At 68.5% G+C, this 16,257-nt stretch carries 12 protein-coding genes; 4 read left to right on the top strand and 8 right to left on the bottom strand.

Annotation, left to right across the window (positions count from 1 at the left end):
- Positions 1-2: 2 nt before the first annotated feature.
- The 3 genes from ACLKM7_RS10655 to ileS are packed head-to-tail and all read right to left on the bottom strand — an operon-like array spanning position 3 to position 5,169.
- On the bottom strand, positions 3-407 hold the full coding sequence (locus ACLKM7_RS10655) for a DUF4233 domain-containing protein (protein ID WP_436447158.1): 405 nt from the start codon (positions 405-407) through the stop codon (positions 3-5).
- Positions 395-1,753, bottom strand: coding sequence for a bifunctional folylpolyglutamate synthase/dihydrofolate synthase (locus tag ACLKM7_RS10650; protein WP_436447157.1), 1,359 nt, complete (start codon positions 1,751-1,753; stop codon positions 395-397). Before ACLKM7_RS10650 ends, ACLKM7_RS10655 begins: the two co-directional genes overlap by 13 nt.
- On the bottom strand, positions 1,750-5,169 hold the full coding sequence (ileS, locus tag ACLKM7_RS10645; protein ID WP_436447156.1) for an isoleucine--tRNA ligase: 3,420 nt from the start codon (positions 5,167-5,169) through the stop codon (positions 1,750-1,752). The genes ACLKM7_RS10650 and ileS overlap by 4 nt, the downstream gene beginning before the upstream one ends.
- 309 nt (positions 5,170-5,478) lie before the next feature.
- Between ileS and ACLKM7_RS10640 the strand changes: the two genes are divergently transcribed.
- The 3 genes from ACLKM7_RS10640 to ACLKM7_RS10630 all read left to right on the top strand — a co-directional run bounded on the left by ACLKM7_RS10640 (position 5,479) and on the right by ACLKM7_RS10630 (position 9,782).
- Positions 5,479-6,819, top strand: a complete 1,341-nt coding sequence (locus ACLKM7_RS10640) for an MFS transporter (protein ID WP_436447155.1) — start codon at positions 5,479-5,481, stop codon at positions 6,817-6,819.
- 133 nt (positions 6,820-6,952) lie between these two features.
- Positions 6,953-9,532, top strand: a complete 2,580-nt coding sequence (gene valS, locus ACLKM7_RS10635) for a valine--tRNA ligase (RefSeq protein WP_436447154.1) — start codon at positions 6,953-6,955, stop codon at positions 9,530-9,532.
- Position 9,533: 1 nt separating this feature from the next.
- Positions 9,534-9,782 (top strand): hypothetical protein, encoded by a 249-nt coding sequence (locus ACLKM7_RS10630; protein ID WP_436447153.1) that lies wholly within the window; start codon positions 9,534-9,536, stop codon positions 9,780-9,782.
- Between the two features lie 24 nt (positions 9,783-9,806).
- Here ACLKM7_RS10630 and ACLKM7_RS10625 read toward each other — a convergent pair whose 3' ends face one another.
- The 3 genes from ACLKM7_RS10625 to ACLKM7_RS10615 are packed head-to-tail and all read right to left on the bottom strand — an operon-like array spanning position 9,807 to position 12,006.
- On the bottom strand, positions 9,807-11,153 hold the full coding sequence (locus ACLKM7_RS10625) for an MFS transporter (protein ID WP_436447152.1): 1,347 nt from the start codon (positions 11,151-11,153) through the stop codon (positions 9,807-9,809).
- The gene (locus tag ACLKM7_RS10620; protein ID WP_436447151.1) at positions 11,150-11,380 is read right to left on the bottom strand and encodes a hypothetical protein; all 231 of its coding nucleotides are present in this window, start codon (positions 11,378-11,380) and stop codon (positions 11,150-11,152) included. The genes ACLKM7_RS10625 and ACLKM7_RS10620 overlap by 4 nt, the downstream gene beginning before the upstream one ends.
- Positions 11,377-12,006, bottom strand: coding sequence for an ArsR/SmtB family transcription factor (locus ACLKM7_RS10615; protein WP_436447150.1), 630 nt, complete (start codon positions 12,004-12,006; stop codon positions 11,377-11,379). The genes ACLKM7_RS10620 and ACLKM7_RS10615 overlap by 4 nt, the downstream gene beginning before the upstream one ends.
- A gap of 121 nt (positions 12,007-12,127) precedes the next feature.
- Between ACLKM7_RS10615 and ACLKM7_RS10610 the strand changes: the two genes are divergently transcribed.
- Positions 12,128-14,179 carry a M3 family metallopeptidase gene (locus ACLKM7_RS10610; RefSeq protein WP_436447149.1) on the top strand — a complete coding sequence of 684 codons (2,052 nt, stop codon included), beginning with the start codon at positions 12,128-12,130 and terminating at the stop codon, positions 14,177-14,179.
- 19 nt (positions 14,180-14,198) lie between these two features.
- Here the strand turns inward: ACLKM7_RS10610 and ACLKM7_RS10605 are convergent, their stop codons facing one another.
- Positions 14,199-15,272, bottom strand: coding sequence for an alpha/beta fold hydrolase (locus ACLKM7_RS10605; RefSeq protein ID WP_436447148.1), 1,074 nt, complete (start codon positions 15,270-15,272; stop codon positions 14,199-14,201).
- 101 nt (positions 15,273-15,373) lie between these two features.
- Positions 15,374-16,201: a PaaI family thioesterase gene (locus tag ACLKM7_RS10600; protein WP_436447147.1), complete on the bottom strand. Its 828-nt coding sequence runs from the start codon at positions 16,199-16,201 to the stop codon at positions 15,374-15,376.
- Positions 16,202-16,257 lie beyond the last annotated feature (56 nt).

Here is a 16,257-nt window from a genome sequence, read left to right as displayed (position 1 = left end):
GTTCAGGACGAGGGGGAATCGGCTGCGCGCTGCGCATTGCGCCGGTCTAGCGCGGCCCCCTTGATCGTGGCATATCCGTACATGCCGCCGAAAATGAGGGCCACAAGCGCGAGCGCCGGAACGAGGAACGCACCGAGCGCCACGACGACCTGCAGGACCCAGCCGAGCGCAATGCCCCAGGTATGGCGCAGGGCGCGCGTCGTGAGGATCATGACGACCGCCAGCACGGCACCGCCGACGATTCCCCACCACGGGGCGATCGGCTCAGGCAGCGCCCGCAGCCCGTAGATCACCAGGCCGGCCAGGAAAGCGATCATCGACTCGAATCCGAGCACGATCGTGCCCAGCGATTCCGCCGCGCCACGAGTGCGGCGGGTGCGCGGCGCTTCGGCGGTCACCGCTCCCACCCGCTCTTCCAATCCTCGGCGGCCGACAGCGCCAGCGCCTCGCCTGCGAGCACGACGGAACCGGCGATCACGACGGCGCGACGATCGGATGCCGCCGCCCATTCACGTGCGGACTCCGCGGCGTCGCCCAGATCGGCGTGCACGGTCACGGGGACCCCGCGTGCCTCTGCGAGGTCGGCGATCGTGTCGGCATCGTTCGCGCGCTCGGAATGCGGTGCCGTGGCGAAGACGTGCGCGGCTGCGGAAGCCAGTGCGTCGACGATCCCGTCGGCGTCCTTGTCGGAGAGGACGCCCAGGACGACGCCCCACTCGTCGAAGTCGAAGGCTTCCCTCAGCGCCGCGACGAGCGCTCGCGCTCCGTGCGGGTTGTGCGCGGCGTCGACGACGACCGTAGGACTCGCGCCCACGAGCTGCAGGCGACCCGGGGAGGTCACGCCGCCGAAGCCCTCCGCGAGCACGTCGCCGGCGATCGGCTGTGCGCCCCCGCCAAGGAGCGATTCGACCGCAGCGATCGCGAGAGCGGCGTTGAAGCCCTGGTGCGCGCCGTAAAGCGGCAGGTACTCGTCCTCGTAGACGCCGGCGAGTCCGCGGATGCTGATGAGCTGCCCGCCGACCGCGAGGCGCTGCTGGGCCAGCGCGAAGCCTTCGCCCTCGAACGCGATGCTCGCGCCGCGGGCCGCTGCGGCCCGCCGCAGTTCGGCCTCGGCCGCCGCATCCTGTCGGGCCGAGACGACCGCGGCGCCGTCCTTGATGATCCCGGCCTTCACGGCGGCGATCTCGGAGATCGTCTGCCCGAGGCGATCGGCGTGATCGAGGGCGATCGGCGTGAAGACCGCCACGTCGCCGTCGGCGGTGTTCGTCGAGTCCCACGAGCCGCCCATGCCGACTTCCAGCACGAGCACATCGATCGGCGCGTCGGCGAACGCGACGAAGGCGAGCACCGTGAGCAGCTCGAAGAAGGTGAGCGCAGCGTCGCCCGCCGCCGCCAGCTCGGCGTCGACGAGGTCGACGAACGGTGAGACCTCGTCCCACGCATCGGCCACGGCTGCGTCCGAGATCGGCTCACCGTCGATCATGATGCGCTCCGTGAAGCGCTCGAGATGCGGGCTCGTGAAGAGCCCGGTACGCAGCCCGTGCGCGCGAATGAGGCTCTCGATGACCCGGCTCGTCGATGTCTTGCCGTTGGTTCCCGTGACGTGGACGACGCGATAGGTCTTCTGCGGGTCGTCGAGCAGCTCCAGGACGCGCCGGGTGCGCTCGACGCGCGGCTGCACCCACCGCTCCCCTTGCCGCTCCAGCAGCGCCGCGTAGACGGCGTCGGCGCGGGCACGCTCGCGATCTGTCACTTCGACTCGCTCCGCTCGCTCAGTGCGTCGAATGCGTTCGCTTCGACTCTCGTGACGGCCACTTCGAACGCGCCGGTGTTGGCGAAAGCACCGGCGTCGAAGGACACCACGTGTTCCGGGGCCGGCTTCGCGGGGCGACTGCCCCTCGGGCCGTAGAGCGAATGCTCGACGGCCAGCGTCTCGCTCGCCACGCCGGCGGTCTCGAACGCGGACTCCACCGCGATGCGATCCTCGACGTCGTCGAAGGCCAGCTCGAGGCGGATGCGGTCGCTCACGTCGAACCCGGCCGCCTTGCGCGTGTCCTGCACGGCTCGGATCACGTCGCGTGCGAGGCCCTCGGCCTCGAGATCGGGTGTCGTGGTGGTGTCCAGCAGCACGAAGCCTCCCTCGCCCAGGAGTGCGATCGCGGTTCCCTCGTCGACACCGCCTGCCTCGAGGGTGAGCTCGTACTCACCCTCGTGCAGCTCGATGCCGTCGACCATGACGCCGCCGTCCGTCTCCTCCCAGATGCCCGCCTTCGCACCGGCGATGACGTGCTGCACCTGCTTGCCCAGGCGGGGGCCGGCCGCGCGCGCGTTCACCGACAAGCGGCTGGTGATGCCGTAGCGCTGAGCGACGTCGTCACCCAGCTCGACGAGCTCCACGGCCTTGACGTTGAGTTCGTCGCGCAGGATTCCTTCGAACTGCGCAAGGGACGCGGCATCCGTCATCGCCACCGTCAGCTTCGAGAGCGGAAGGCGAACGCGCTTGCCCTCCTTCTTGCGGAGGGCGTTCGCGACGCTGGAGGCCTGCCGGACGGCGTCCATCGCGGCGCGGATGTCGTCGGCTGCCGGGAATGCCGCCGCATCCGGCCAGTCCTGCAGGTGGACGCTGCGTCCGCCGGTGAGACCCCGCCAGACCTTCTCGGACACCAGCGGGATGAGCGGCGCCGCCACGCGGGTCAGCGTCTCGAGCACCGTGTAGAGCGTGTCGAACGCCTCGCGGCTCTTCGGATCGTCGGTCACGCCGACCCAGAAGCGATCGCGCGAACGGCGGATGTACCAGTTGGTCAGGGCCTCGGCGAAGTCGCGGAGCTTCGAGGCCGCCATCGTGGAGTCCAGGCCATCGAGGTCTGTCGCGACATCACGCACGAGGTCGCCCGTGAGCGCCAGGATGTACCGGTCCAGGACGTCGGTCGAGTCGGTCCGCCACGACGCTTCGTAACCCTCCGGCCCGGAGGCGTTCGCGTAGGTCGCGAAGAAGTACCACGCGTTCCACAGCGGCAGCATGAGCTCGCGCACACCGGCGCGGATGCCCTCGGCGGTGACGATCAGATTCCCACCGCGGAGCACGTTGCTCGCCATGAGGAACCACCTCGTCGCATCCGAGCCGTCGGAGTCGAACGTCTCGGAGACGTCGGGATAATTGCCCCGCGACTTCGAGGCCTTGAATCCGTCGTTGCCCAGGATGATGCCGTGACACGACACGCCCGTGAACGCCGGACGGTCGAACAGGGCCGTCGACAGCACGTGCATGACGTAGAACCAGCCGCGCGTCTGCCCGATGTACTCGACGATGAAGTCCGCGGGCGCGTGCTCGTCGAACCATTCCTGGTTCTCGAACGGGTAATGCACCTGGGCGTACGGCATCGAGCCGGAGTCGAACCATACGTCGAAGACGTCCTCGATGCGGCGCATCGTGCTGCGCCCCGTCGGGTCGTCGGGGTTGGGCCGAGTCAGGTCGTCGATGAACGGGCGGTGCAGGTCCACGTCGCCTTCGGCGTTGCGCGGGAGCGCGCCGAAGTCCCGCTCGAGATCCTCGAGAGAGCCGTAGACGTCGATCCGCGGATACTCCGGGTCGTCGCTCTTCCACACCGGGATCGGCGATCCCCAGTAGCGATTGCGGCTGATGGACCAGTCGCGCGCACCTTCGAGCCATTTGCCGAACTGGCCGTGCTTGACGTTCTCGGGCACCCACGTGATCTGCTCATTGTTGGCGAGCAGGCGATTCTTGATCTCGGTCACGCGCACGAACCAGCTCGAGACGGCGCGGTAGATGAGCGGGTTGCGGCACCGCCAGCAGTGCGGATACGAGTGCTCGTAGCTCGCCTCACGCAGCAGCCGGCCCTCCTGGCGAAGCAGCCGGATGAGCGGCCGGTTGGCGTCCATCCACAGCTCGCCGGCGACATCGGTCACCTGCGGCAGGAAGCGTCCGCCGTCGTCGAGGCTCATGATGAGCGGGATGCCGGCCGCCTCGGTCACACGCTGGTCGTCCTCGCCGAAGGCCGGGGCCTGGTGCACGATCCCGGTGCCGTCCGCGGTGGTGACGTAGTCGTCGACGAGGATGCGCCACGCGTTCCCGGTGTTCCACGTGGCGGCATCGGCGTAATAGTCGAACAGCCGGTCATATGCGACGTCCTGCAGTTCGGAACCCTGGACGGTCTGCACGACCGCCTCGCGCGCCGCCTCGGCCGAGTCGTAGCCCAGATCCTTCGCGTAGTTGCCGAGCAGCTCCTCTGCCAGGAGATACCGGTGGGCATACGCCTCTTCGGGCTCGTCGGCGTGCCCGTCGGCGGTGTGGTGCACGTCCGTGGCGCCGTTCGGTCCGCCCGGCACGACCGCGTAGCGGATGTCGGGGCCGACCGCGAGGGCGAAGTTCGTCGGCAGCGTCCACGGCGTCGTCGTCCACGCGAGCGCGCGCACTCCGGTGAGTCCCAGCGCCTCGGCCTTCAACCCCACGAGCGGGAAGGTCACCGTGACCGACGGGTCCTGGCGCATCTTGTAGACGTCGTCGTCCATCCGCAGTTCATGAGCCGAGAGCGGTGTCTCGTCTCGCCAGCAGTACGGCAGCACCCGGTAGCCCTCGTACGCCAGGCCCTTGTCGTACAGCGTCTTGAACGCCCACAGGACGGACTCCATGTACGAGACGTTGAGCGTCTTGTAGCCGCGCTCGAAGTCGACCCAGCGCGCCTGCCGTGTGACGTAGTCCTCCCACTCACGCGTGTAGGCCAGAACCGACTCGCGCGCCTTGGCGTTGAAGGCGGCGACGCCCATCGCCTCGATCTGGCTCTTCTCGGTGATCCCGAGCTGCTTCATGGCCTCGAGCTCGGCGGGAAGACCGTGGGTGTCCCAGCCGAAGACGCGGTCGACCTTCTTGCCGCGCATCGTCTGGAACCGCGGGAAGAGGTCCTTCGCGTAGCCGGTGAGGAGATGACCGTAGTGCGGCAGCCCGTTGGCGAACGGGGGGCCGTCGTAGAACACCCACTCCTCGGCGCCGTCGCGCTGGTCGATCGAAGCGCGGAAGGTTTGATCGGCCTCCCAGAAGGCCAGTGTCTCGCGCTCGACGTCAGGAAAGCGCGGGCTCGGCACGACTGGAGAGGGCGTGGGGAGGGCAGGATCTGCTGCCGGTCCGAACGGGGAGGGCTTCGGGTAGGTCATCATCTCTCGCAGGTGCTCGCTCGATTCGCGTCCTGCCGGGACGACCTGCCGGAAGACGTCTCCCGGCGGACCGCGGTACCACCCTGCGTTGACGGGATGCCGACCGGCATCCGCCCGCTTTCACTGCGGCTGTGACGGGCCTGCCCCGCTCGGTTCTAGTGAGGACTCGCCGTGACGAGCCCGGTTCTTCCGAGAGCTCCCCGGTGATGGCCGGATCAGTGCTGTTGGGTCGAGTCTACCGTGGCCGTGCAAGCCGGGAATGATGAGGGGCCTCTCACGGTTTCTGGACTCGTGCCAAGATTGACGACTGTGAATTCCACCGCCACTCCCGACGCCTCCCCTGCCGCCACCACAGCACCCGCGCGCCGCGTCGCATGGGCCTCGATGGTCGGGACGTCGCTGGAGTCCTTCGACTTCTACCTCTTCGCGTACTTCTCGGCGTTCTTCGTCGGACCGCTCTTCTTCGATCCCCTCGGCAGCGTGGGCGCGACCAGCGTGGCCTTCCTCACGATCGCGGTCGCCTTCGTGGTGCGCCCGATCGGCGCCATCCTCTTCGGCTACATGGGCGACCGGCTCGGGCGGCGGGCGACGCTGCTGTGGACCGTGGGCGTCATGGGCGTGGCCACAGGCCTCATCGGCCTGCTGCCCACCTATGCCCAGGCCGGCTGGGTCGGCGCGGTGCTGCTCATCCTGCTGCGCATCGTGCAGGGCCTCTCGCTCGGCGGCGAATGGGGTGGGTCGATCCTCATCGCGACCGAGCACTCCGGGCCGGTCAAGCGCGCGTTCTATGCGGCCATTCCCCAGCTGGGCTCACCGGTCGGGTCGATCCTGTCCGCCGCGGTGTTCATCGTGATGACCGTCGTCCTCCCGGCCGAGCAACTCGCCGACTGGGGCTGGCGCATCCCGTTCCTGCTCGCGCTGCCTCTGCTGGCGGTATCGCTCTACCTGCGCCTGACGATCTCGGAGACCCCGGTCTTCCAAGGTGTCGTGGCGGAGGGCCGGCGCGACCGCATCCCCTTCGTCACGATGTTCGCGCGCCGCCCTGCCGCGATGGCGATCGCGATCGGCGCAGCACTGCTGGGCATCGGCTCGTATTCGCTGATGAACACCTACACCGTCAACTACGGCGTGGAGCAGCTCGGCTTCAGCTTCCAGGACCTCCTCGTCGCGACCACCGTCGGGGGTCTCCTGCAGCTCGTCACGATTCCGCTCTTCGGAGCATGGGCCAGCCGCATCGGCTCCGCGAAGGTGGTGCTGTGGGGCGCCCTGGGGACGCTCCTCATCACGTTCCCGATGTACTTCCTGCTGCAGTTCGCGACCTTCCCGATCCTGGTGGCGACCATGATCATCGGCGGCATCCTGCCGACCATGGCGTGGGCGGCGCTGGGCGGGCTCATGAACGACCTCTTCCCCGACAACTTCCGCTACTCGGCGCTGTCGTTCGCCTACGCGCTGGCGGCGACGATCAGCGGCTTCGTCCCGTACCTCACGTTCGAGCTGGGCACTGCGACGGGCTTCGCGTGGTGGCATCCGGGCGTCGTCCTCGCGATCATGTCGGCTGTGACGCTGGTCTCGGCATGGCTGGCCACGCGCCGCCGGCCCGAGCCTGAGCTCGCCTCGGCACCCGAGACGGCCTCCGCCGCAGTCTGACCACCACCTCAGGCGGAGCGGATGCCGGTGTCCCGGCATCCGCTCCGCCTGAGTACGTCTCGCCCAGGTAGAATCGACGCGCATCCCACACTCAGGCACGCTCACACGGTGCCGCACATATCGAGGAGACCCGATGGCCGACGCGCAGATTCCCGACAAGCCCGCCCTCGAAGGCCTCGAGACCAAGTGGGATGCGAGCTGGACAGAGCGGGGCACGTACCTGTTCGACCGGATCCGCGCCGCAGAGGTCGGCCGTGCGGGAATCTTCTCGGTCGACACTCCCCCGCCAACCGCCTCGGGAAGCCTGCACATCGGGCACGTGTTCAGCTACACGCACACCGACGTCAAGGTGCGCTTCGAGCGCATGCGCGGCAAGACGGTGTTCTACCCGATGGGCTGGGACGACAACGGCCTGCCGACCGAGCGCCGCGTGCAGAACTACTACGGCGTGCGTTGCGACCCCTCGCTGCCGTACGACCCGCAGTTCGCTCCCCCGTATGAGGGCGGCGACAACAAGTCGAGCCGCGCGGCCGACCAGATCCCGGTCAGCCGTCGCAACTTCATCGAGCTGTGCGAGAAACTCACCGTCGAAGACGAGAAGCACTTCGAGGCCCTGTGGCGCTCGCTCGGGCTGAGCGTGGACTGGACGCAGACGTACCGGACGATCTCGGACGACACGATGCGGATCAGCCAGCTCGCGTTCCTGCGCAATCTGGAGCGCGGCGAAGCCTTCCAGGACCTCGCGCCGACCCTGTGGGACATCGACTTCCGCACCGCTGTGGCGCAGGCCGAACTCGAAGACCGCGATCAGCCGGCCGCGTACCATTGCGTCGCGTTCCACAAGACGGACGGCTCGGGCGATGTCTTCATCGAGACGACGCGCCCGGAGCTGCTCCCCGCGTGCGTCGCGCTGGTCGCCCACCCCGACGACGAGCGGTATCAGCCGCTGTTCGGCAGCACGGTGCGCACGCCCCTGTTCGACGTCGAGGTGCCCGTCCTGGCGCACCCGCTTGCTCAGCAGGACAAGGGCTCGGGCATCGCCATGATCTGCACGTTCGGCGACGTCACCGACATCGTGTGGTGGCGGGAGTTGAACCTGCCCAACCGCACGATCCTCGGACAGGACGGTCGCGTCCTCGCCGAAGCGCCCGACGTGATCGTGACGGATGCCGCGAAGACCGCGTATGCGGAGCTCGCAGGCAAGACGGTGTTCAGCGCCAAGAAACGGATCGTCGAGCTGCTGCAGGAGTCCGGCGACATGGAGGGTGACCCCAAGCCGTTCACCCACGCGGTCAAGTTCTATGAGAAGGGCGACCGCCCGCTCGAGATCGTGTCGACCCGCCAGTGGTATCTGCGCAACGGCGCCCGCGACGAGGCCCTCCGCGACAAGCTCATCGCTCTCGGCCAGCAGATGTCGTGGCATCCCGATTTCATGCGCGTGCGCTACGAGAACTGGACCAACGGACTCACCGGGGACTGGCTCGTCTCTCGCCAGCGGTTCTTCGGTGTGCCGATCCCGGTCTGGTATGCACTGGACGACGACGGTGAGCGCGATTACGGCCGCGTGCTGACGCCGGATGCAGCGACGCTCCCCGTCGATCCGTCGACGGATGTGCCCCCCGGGTACACCGAGGATCAGCGCGGTGTCGCCGGTGGGTTCGAGGGCGAGAACGACATCTTCGACACATGGGCGACGTCGTCCTTGACGCCGCAGCTCGCCGGCGGGTGGGAGCGCGATCCCGAGCTGTGGGACCTCGTCGCGCCGTTCGACGTGCGCCCCCAGGGCCAGGACATCATCCGGACGTGGCTGTTCTCCACGCTGCTGCGCAGCGCGCTCGAGGACGATCGCGCGCCGTGGACGGATGCCGCGATCTCGGGCTTCATCGTCGACCCCGACCGCAAGAAGATGTCGAAGTCCAAGGGCAACGTCGTCACGCCTGCCGACATCCTCGTGCAGCACGGCTCCGACGCCGTCCGCTACTGGGCGGCTTCCAGCCGCCTGGGCACTGATGCGGCCTTCGACCCGCAGAACCCGACGCAGATCAAGATCGGTCGCCGTCTGGCCATCAAGGTCCTCAACGCGGCCAAGTTCGTGCTGTCGTTCCCGGTGCCCGAGGGCGCTCAGGTCACGCACGCGATCGACGCGTCGATGCTCACTCGCCTCGACGACGTCATCCGTGATGCGACGAAGGCACTGGACTCGTACGACCACGCTCGCGCGCTGGAGATCACGGAGTCGTTCTTCTGGACCTTCTGCGACGACTACCTCGAGCTGGTCAAGGAACGCGCGTACAACCAGGCGGACGTGGGTCAGGCATCCGCTGCCCTCGCGCTGCGCATGGCACTCTCGACGCTGCTGCGGCTCTTCGCACCGGTGCTCGTGTTCGCAGCCGAAGAGTCCTGGTCGTGGTTCAACGACGGCTCGGTACACACAGCGCCGTGGCCGGAGACGCTCGAGATCGAAGGCGACCCGTTTGTGCTCAGCGTCGTGGGAAGCGCGCTGATCGGCATCCGGCGGGCGAAGACAGAGGCCAAAGTCTCACAGAAGACGCCCGTCGACCAAGTGACGGTCTCCGCTCCGGCCGCGTCGCTCGATGCCCTCCGCCTCGCCGAGGGCGACCTGAAGGCGGTCGGCCGGATCACCGAGATCAGCTACGCGGTCGCCGACGAGCTGACCGTCTCCGACATCCAGTTCGCAGCGCAGGAGGCCTGACATGCAGCTCGGAACCCGCTGGACCTCGGGCGATGAGGCGCCGCGTGCCGTGCCCGAGGCGCTGCGCCGCGGCATCCGGAGCGTCGACGAGTCGATCCCGAACGACGATCTCGGTCAGCCGCGTCCTCGATGGACGCTCACGTGGCTCGAGGGTCGTCCGATCGCGGAGCTCGACACCGGCGTCATCGTCACGCTCGGCGCGGACGGCGAACCCGTCGTCCGGCATGATCCCGACGACGGGTTCGCCTGACCGACAGCGGGGCCGTCGCGCACATCAGTTGTGCAGGGCGCCTGCCTCGGCACCGGCCTTGCGGGTGCCCACGACGAGCAGGCGTGAGCCGAGAACAGTCGCGACGAGGATGAAGATGCCCGCCGCGACGAACGGCAGGCGCAGATCGATCCGCGCCACCCAGCCTCCCAGCAGCGTGGCGATGGGGAACATGCCCCACGTCAGCATGCGGATGATGCCGAGCACCCGGCCGAACAGCTCGGCGGGCACGATCTGCTGCCGCAATGCCCCCCAGGGCACATTCCACACCGAGATCGAGAAGGCTCCGAGCGCGTAGGCGGCGCTGGCAGAGAAGACATCCGGAGCCAGGCCGGTCAGTCCCAATCCGACGGCGGCCCCGACGTTGGCGGCGAGCATGACGCGTCCGCGGCCGAACCGCTCGACCAGGCGCGAAGCAACGAGCGATCCGAGGAGCGCCCCGACGCCCACACCCGCTGTGACGAAACCGATCGCCGCAGGAGCGACGTCGAGATCCTCGAGGAAGTACAGGATGGTGCTCGCCTGAGCAAATGAGAGAGCGCTGCCCACGAGCGACGTGTAGAGGACCATCGCGCGCAGATAGCGGTTGTGCCACAGGTAGACGATCGCCTCGCGCGCGGTCACCTTGCTCGGGGACGGCGGCACCGGAACGGGAGTCGCCGAGCCTCCGGCGGCCACATCGGGGGCGGCCGGGTCGGTGACTCGGGCCGGCTCGCGCAGTGGGCGCGCTGCCGAGATCGGCAGCAGCAGGGCCAGGACAATGGGCACGAGGTATCCGGTCGCTCCCAGCCACAACGGAAGCGCGAGCGAGACGGCGAAGAGCAGGCCGGCAATCGGCTGGGCGACGAACATGTCGATCGTGATGTGCGCGGCCTGCATGCGTCCGTTCGCGCGATCAAGCTGCGGCTTGGTGACCACACCCGGGATGACCGCGTTCGTCGCGTTGTCGAACAACGTCTCACCCAGCCCGAAGATGAGCGTTCCCACGAACAGCGCCCACAGCTCCAGCGAACCGGTCGCGGTGAGGACCGCGAGCCAGAGGGCAGCGCCGCCGCGGAGGGTGTTCGCCGCCGCCATGATGATACGGCGGTCGAAGCGATCGACGATCATGCCCGCGGGGAGCCCGAACACGAGCCACGGAAGGAATGCGAGGGCGCCGATCACTGAGATCGCCAGCGGGTCGCGGGTCAGCGTCGTCGCGATCAGGGGAACCGCGGTGCGTCCCAGTCCGTCGGCCAGATTGCTGAACGCGGCTGCGGTCCACAGCTTGCCGAAGTCGCGACCGAGGGGTGAGCGCTTCGCCGGACCTGCCGGGCCGCCCGAGGCGTTCACGGTGTCGACAGCGCCGCTCATCGCGGGAGCATGCCCAGGGCAGCCAGCGCTTCCGCGTTGCGGCGAGCGGTGGTCGCCGCATCCTGCGCCGCGAGCGCGCGGTGCCGCACGTCACCGGCACGGCGTTCGAGTCGCGCCTGTACGAAGGCGTCGAGCACACCCGCCGTGCGCAGCAGAGCGCGATCGATGATGTCGGTGCGAGTGGTCGCGAGCCGGGTACGGAAGTACGGCGATGTGATGGCGGTCATGACTGTCCTCCTTGCTCGGGAAGCGGGAACAGGTCGGCCCGGATCGTCACGGGCCGCACGTCCTCGCCGGTCTGATTGCGATAGGTGTCCACGGCCTCGTCGATGAGTGCCATGATCTTCGTCGCCAGTTCTTTGCTCTGCGCGGGAGTGAGGCGTGCCGTGGCGGTGGAGATCATGCTCCCGTCCCGCCACGTCTCGGGCTCGCTCTCCAGGCCGCGATCGACGAACGCCACGAGCTGCTCCTGGCGGAGCTTGAAGAACTCGCTCATGACGATCTGCGTTGCTGCGCGACCCGAGGGTGTCTTCAGCGCCTCGGCGTTGGCGAACGACACCCCTCCTGCCGGTCGCTCCCACCAGCGCTCACGTCCCGACCCCTTGTCGACGCACTCCTGGATGAGGTCGTGCTTCGCCAGCGCACGCAGGTGGTAGCTGGTCGAACCGGAGGACTCGCCCAGCCGCTCGGCGAGCGAACTCGCTGTCTGCGGGCCGTACTGGCTCAGGATGTCGTAGATCTTCACCCGGAGGGGGTGCGCCAATGCGCGCAGTGCCCCGGCGTCGAGCACGCGGTCTGCACGGAGCGGTGCCTGGCCCGCGGCTGCGGGATCGACGTGTGCGCTGTCTGTCATGTCCTCACGATAGAACATGCAAAGACTTCTTTGCAAGCATTTCTTTGCAGCAGCTTGTTTGCATTCATCTGTTTGCAAACGGTCCGCTGTAACCGGATGCCGCGACACTAGGCTGGACCGCATGCCCACGGACAACCCGCTCCTCTCCCCCAGCGCGCTCCCTTACGGCCTCCCGGACTATTCCGTGATTCGCCCCGAGCACTACCTGCCCGCATTCGAGCAGGCGTTCGCCGACCACACGGCCGAGGTCGCGGCGATCACGCGGGTGCGATCGATGCCCACGTTCGAGAACACCATGGAGCCGCTCGAGGCGAGCGGACGTCTGCTCGGCGACGTCGCGCGCACCTTCTACACCGTGTCGTCGGCCGATGCGACCGACGAGATCCAGGCGATCGAAGAGCAGCTCGCCCCGCTCATGTCGGCGCACCAAGACTCCATCCAGCTCGATGCCGCCCTCTACTGGCGGATCAAGACCCTCCACGAGCAGCGGGATCAGCTCCCGCTCACGCCGGAGCAGCGCTACCTCATCGAGCGCCACTACACCGAGATGTCGCACGCGGGCGCCGGCCTCGACGACGACGCGAAGCAGCGCCTCACCGCGCTCAACCAGCGACTGTCCACCCTGACGACGCAGTTCGAGAAGAACCTGCTCGGCGACACCAACGACCTCGCCGTCGTGTTCGACGACGTCGCAGAGCTAGACGGCCTGACCCAGGGGGAGCTTTCGGCTGCCGCGCAGGCGGCCGCCGACCGTGGACTCGAGGGCAAATGGGTGGTCACGTTGACTCTGTTCACCGGGCATCCGTACCTCTCGAGTCTCACCGACAGAACCTCCCGCGCACGCCTGCTCGAGGCATCCCGATCCCGCGGTTCACGCGCCAACGACAACGACAACCGTGCGACGCTCCTCGAGATCGTGCGTCTTCGGGCCGAGCGGGCGGCACTGCTCGGCTACGACTCGCACGCCGCGTACATCACCTCTGACGAGACGGCGCGCTCCCCCGAAGCCGTCCACGACCTGCTCCGGCGGCTCGCCGTTCCGGCCGCGCGCAACGCGCGTCGCGAGCAGCAGGCGCTCCAGAGGATCATCGACGCCGAGCCGGCGCCGTTCCCGCTCGCCGCACACGACTGGGCGTACTACACCGAGAAGGTACGCGCCGCCGAATACGATATCGACCGCTCGGCCCTGCGCCCGTGGTTCGAAGCGGAGCGGGTGCTGCAGGACGGGGTGTTCCGCGCCGCCACCGAGCTGTACGGCATCACCTTCACCGAACGTGAGGATCTGCACGGCTACCACGCAGACACGAGGGTCTTCGAGGTCCACAACGCCGACGGCAGCGCACTGGGACTGTACGTCCTGGACCTCTACACGCGCGACACCAAGCGCGGCGGCGCGTGGATGAACTCGATCGTGCTGCAGTCGCACCTGCGTGGCACCGCGCCGATCGTCGTCAACAACCTCAACGTCCCGAAGCCGGCGCCCGGAAGCCCGACCCTGCTGACGCTCGACGAGGTGACCACGCTCTTCCACGAGTTCGGCCACGCGCTGCATGGCCTGTTCGCGACCGTCACGTATCCCCACTTCGCCGGCACGAACGTCTTCCGTGACTTCGTCGAGTTCCCGAGCCAGGTGAACGAGATGTGGATCTACTGGCCCGAGATCCTGACGTCCTACGCCCGGCACATCGAGACCGACGAGCCGCTGCCCGCTGACGTGGTCGAGAAGCTCCACGCGTCCGAGGCGTTCAATCAAGGCTTCGCGACGAGCGAGTACCTCGCCGCGGCGTGGCTCGACCAGGCGTGGCACTCCCTGTCGACGACCGAGGCGACCGCTGACCTCGACGTGGCAGCGTTCGAGGCATCCGCTCTCGCCGACATCGGTCTCGACAACCCCGCCGTGCCCACGCGATACTCCTCGACCTACTTCGCGCACATCTTCTCCGGTGGGTACAGCGCGGGGTACTACTCGTACATCTGGAGTGAGGTGCTCGATGCCGACACGGTGGAATGGTTCCGCGAGAACGGCGGCCTGCGGCGCGAGAACGGCGATCGTTTCCGCGAGCGACTGCTCGGCGTCGGCGGCTCGAAGGACCCGCTCGAGGCCTACCGGGACTTCCGTGGGCGGGATGCCGAGATCCAGCCGCTCCTGAAGCGGCGAGGTCTCGCCGACTGACGATGCCGCGAAGGCGGCGCTAAACGGGGTGCGCGGCCACCCATGCCGCGGCAGCCGACCGGGACGACACGCTCAGCTTCGTCCGCGCATTGGCGACGTGTCGATGCACGGTGTGGATGCTGAGGAACAGCTCTGCGGCGATCTGGGCGTCCGTCCTCCCCTGCGACACGAGAAGAAGGACCTCGCGCTCACGTGGCGAGATCACGTCCGTCGCCGGCGCGTCGGCGACTGTGGAGGCGCCGTGATCGAGCGCGAACGATTCCCCTCTCAGCGAAGCCTCGTCGACTCCGTCGAACACCAGGGCAGGACGCAGAACCGCAGCGACGTCGCCGTGCCACGGGTGATGCGCCACACCATCGACCACCTTCAGCTGAGCTCCCGGGATCGTGGCGGCCGTCTGCACGCCGAGTGCGAGCGGGATGGCCCGGTCGCCGCGGCGGTGGATCACGAGCGTCGGAGTGGTCACCGCGGCGGCGGATCGAACCGCGTCATACGCGTACACCGCTTCCAGACCCGCTGCCGCCGCCTGTGCGGTCGCCGTCGATCGCTGGTGCCGGGCGTACGCGGCGCGCTGCTCGGCGGTGGCGTCGGGGTAGAAGATGTCCGACATCACGCGTGAGCTCACGCCCCAGCTCTGACGTACGAGCTCGATCAGCGCTGCCCGGTCCGCAGCCGGCGCGATGGCGCTCCCGTCGAGGTAGGCTCCGGCGAGGATCAGGCGCCGCACGCGCTCGGGAAATCGTGCGGCGAACTCCACGGCCACAGCGCACCCCGATGATCCGGCGAACAGCGACGCCCGCTCGACGCCCGCGTCATCGAGGACCGCCCGCATCGCGTCCAGATGCGGCTCGATGCTGTCCGCCGGCGCGGACCGTGAGCGCGAGAGTCCGTTCCCCGGCGCATCCATACGGATGACCCGCCGATGCCGGGCGAGCGTCTGCAGGAACCCGCGCAGGGGTGGATAGTCCCAGTCGCGTTCGAGGTGGCTCATCCACCAGCCGCCGACGAGCACCGGGAGCCCGGAGCCGATCTCCGACCAGGCGACGTCGTCGGAGCCCGACCACGCGTGGTTCACGACGACGGTGCTGGACACGCCCTCAGTATGCGACACCGATCCGTGCGCCGGGAGTGGGCGACGACGACCCGCACCGCGGGCTTCCCGCCGATCGGCTGAGTCCACCCCGCGAAGACCGGTCACAGCACCCGCCCCAGCACACGGGCGAGCCGCTGGCGCTTCAGAGCGACCCACGTCGAGTCTGCGCGTGCGACCCGTTCGCCTGCGGCATCCGTGATCGCGACGGAAGTCTCATACCGACGGCCGTGCACCTCGCGCGTCCAGCTATGCACGACCAGACGCTCCCCGACGCGCGGCCGACGGACCACCTGTGCAGTCATCGTGCCGAGCAGGCACAGGATGCCGTCGCGCAACGCCGTCGCCGGATAACTCGTGCAGTCCATCGCACCCCACACCGCCGCGTAGTCGGCGATGCCGGCACGGCTGTGGCGGGTGTCGACGATCCAGGGCGATGCGAGCAGGTCGGGAAGTCCCGGAACGGGTCCCGGAGTGACGTGCATTCCATCGGCTCGATCCGGTCCGCAGACGGCGCAGTCCGAGAGGAGGTGGCGGGTGCCGACCAACGGGTGGGCGGCGCGCGCGGCGACCGCATCCTCGAAGCTCGGTGCATCGGGCGACCGCGACTCGTCCAGTCGCCCGGGCCGCGCCGTTGCGATCACCCGACCGCCGTGGCGGACCTGAACCGCCCCACGCCCGTCGTCGAAGACATCGAGTGGCCGATCGAGCGGAACCGGGCGATTCAGGACGACGGTGACGACGTCGGCGTCGACGTGCTGCGAGATGCGACCGGCAGCGATACCACCGTTGGCCGAGCGGCGGGGGCCGTTCCAGCGTCGCGTGATGCGCACACTGCCGACCCATGACCGTTGCGGGGCACGGGCCTCGACGGGCGCGGAACGGCTGTAGACGACCGCGGCATCATGAGGTGAAAGAGCGAAATCTGACATGCCCTGATTCAACGGGCTGCTCGTCTCGCACCGCCTCGCACAGACTCGCCATTCCT

This window comes from Microbacterium sp. I2 (genome assembly GCF_051364985.1).
Classification (GTDB): domain Bacteria; phylum Actinomycetota; class Actinomycetes; order Actinomycetales; family Microbacteriaceae; genus Microbacterium.
This window is presented reverse-complemented; position numbering and strand designations above follow the sequence as displayed.

Coding starts and splice junctions, on each gene's coding strand:
- ACLKM7_RS10615 (WP_436447150.1), bottom strand. CDS start 12,006: ATGACAGACAGCGCACACGTCGATCCCGCAGCCGCGGGCCAGGCACCG.
- ACLKM7_RS10620 (WP_436447151.1), bottom strand. CDS start 11,380: ATGACCGCCATCACATCGCCGTACTTCCGTACCCGGCTCGCGACCACT.
- ACLKM7_RS10600 (WP_436447147.1), bottom strand. CDS start 16,201: ATGTCAGATTTCGCTCTTTCACCTCATGATGCCGCGGTCGTCTACAGC.
- valS (WP_436447154.1), top strand. CDS start 6,953: ATGGCCGACGCGCAGATTCCCGACAAGCCCGCCCTCGAAGGCCTCGAG.
- ACLKM7_RS10630 (WP_436447153.1), top strand. CDS start 9,534: ATGCAGCTCGGAACCCGCTGGACCTCGGGCGATGAGGCGCCGCGTGCC.
- ACLKM7_RS10610 (WP_436447149.1), top strand. CDS start 12,128: ATGCCCACGGACAACCCGCTCCTCTCCCCCAGCGCGCTCCCTTACGGC.
- ileS (WP_436447156.1), bottom strand. CDS start 5,169: ATGACCTACCCGAAGCCCTCCCCGTTCGGACCGGCAGCAGATCCTGCC.
- ACLKM7_RS10625 (WP_436447152.1), bottom strand. CDS start 11,153: ATGAGCGGCGCTGTCGACACCGTGAACGCCTCGGGCGGCCCGGCAGGT.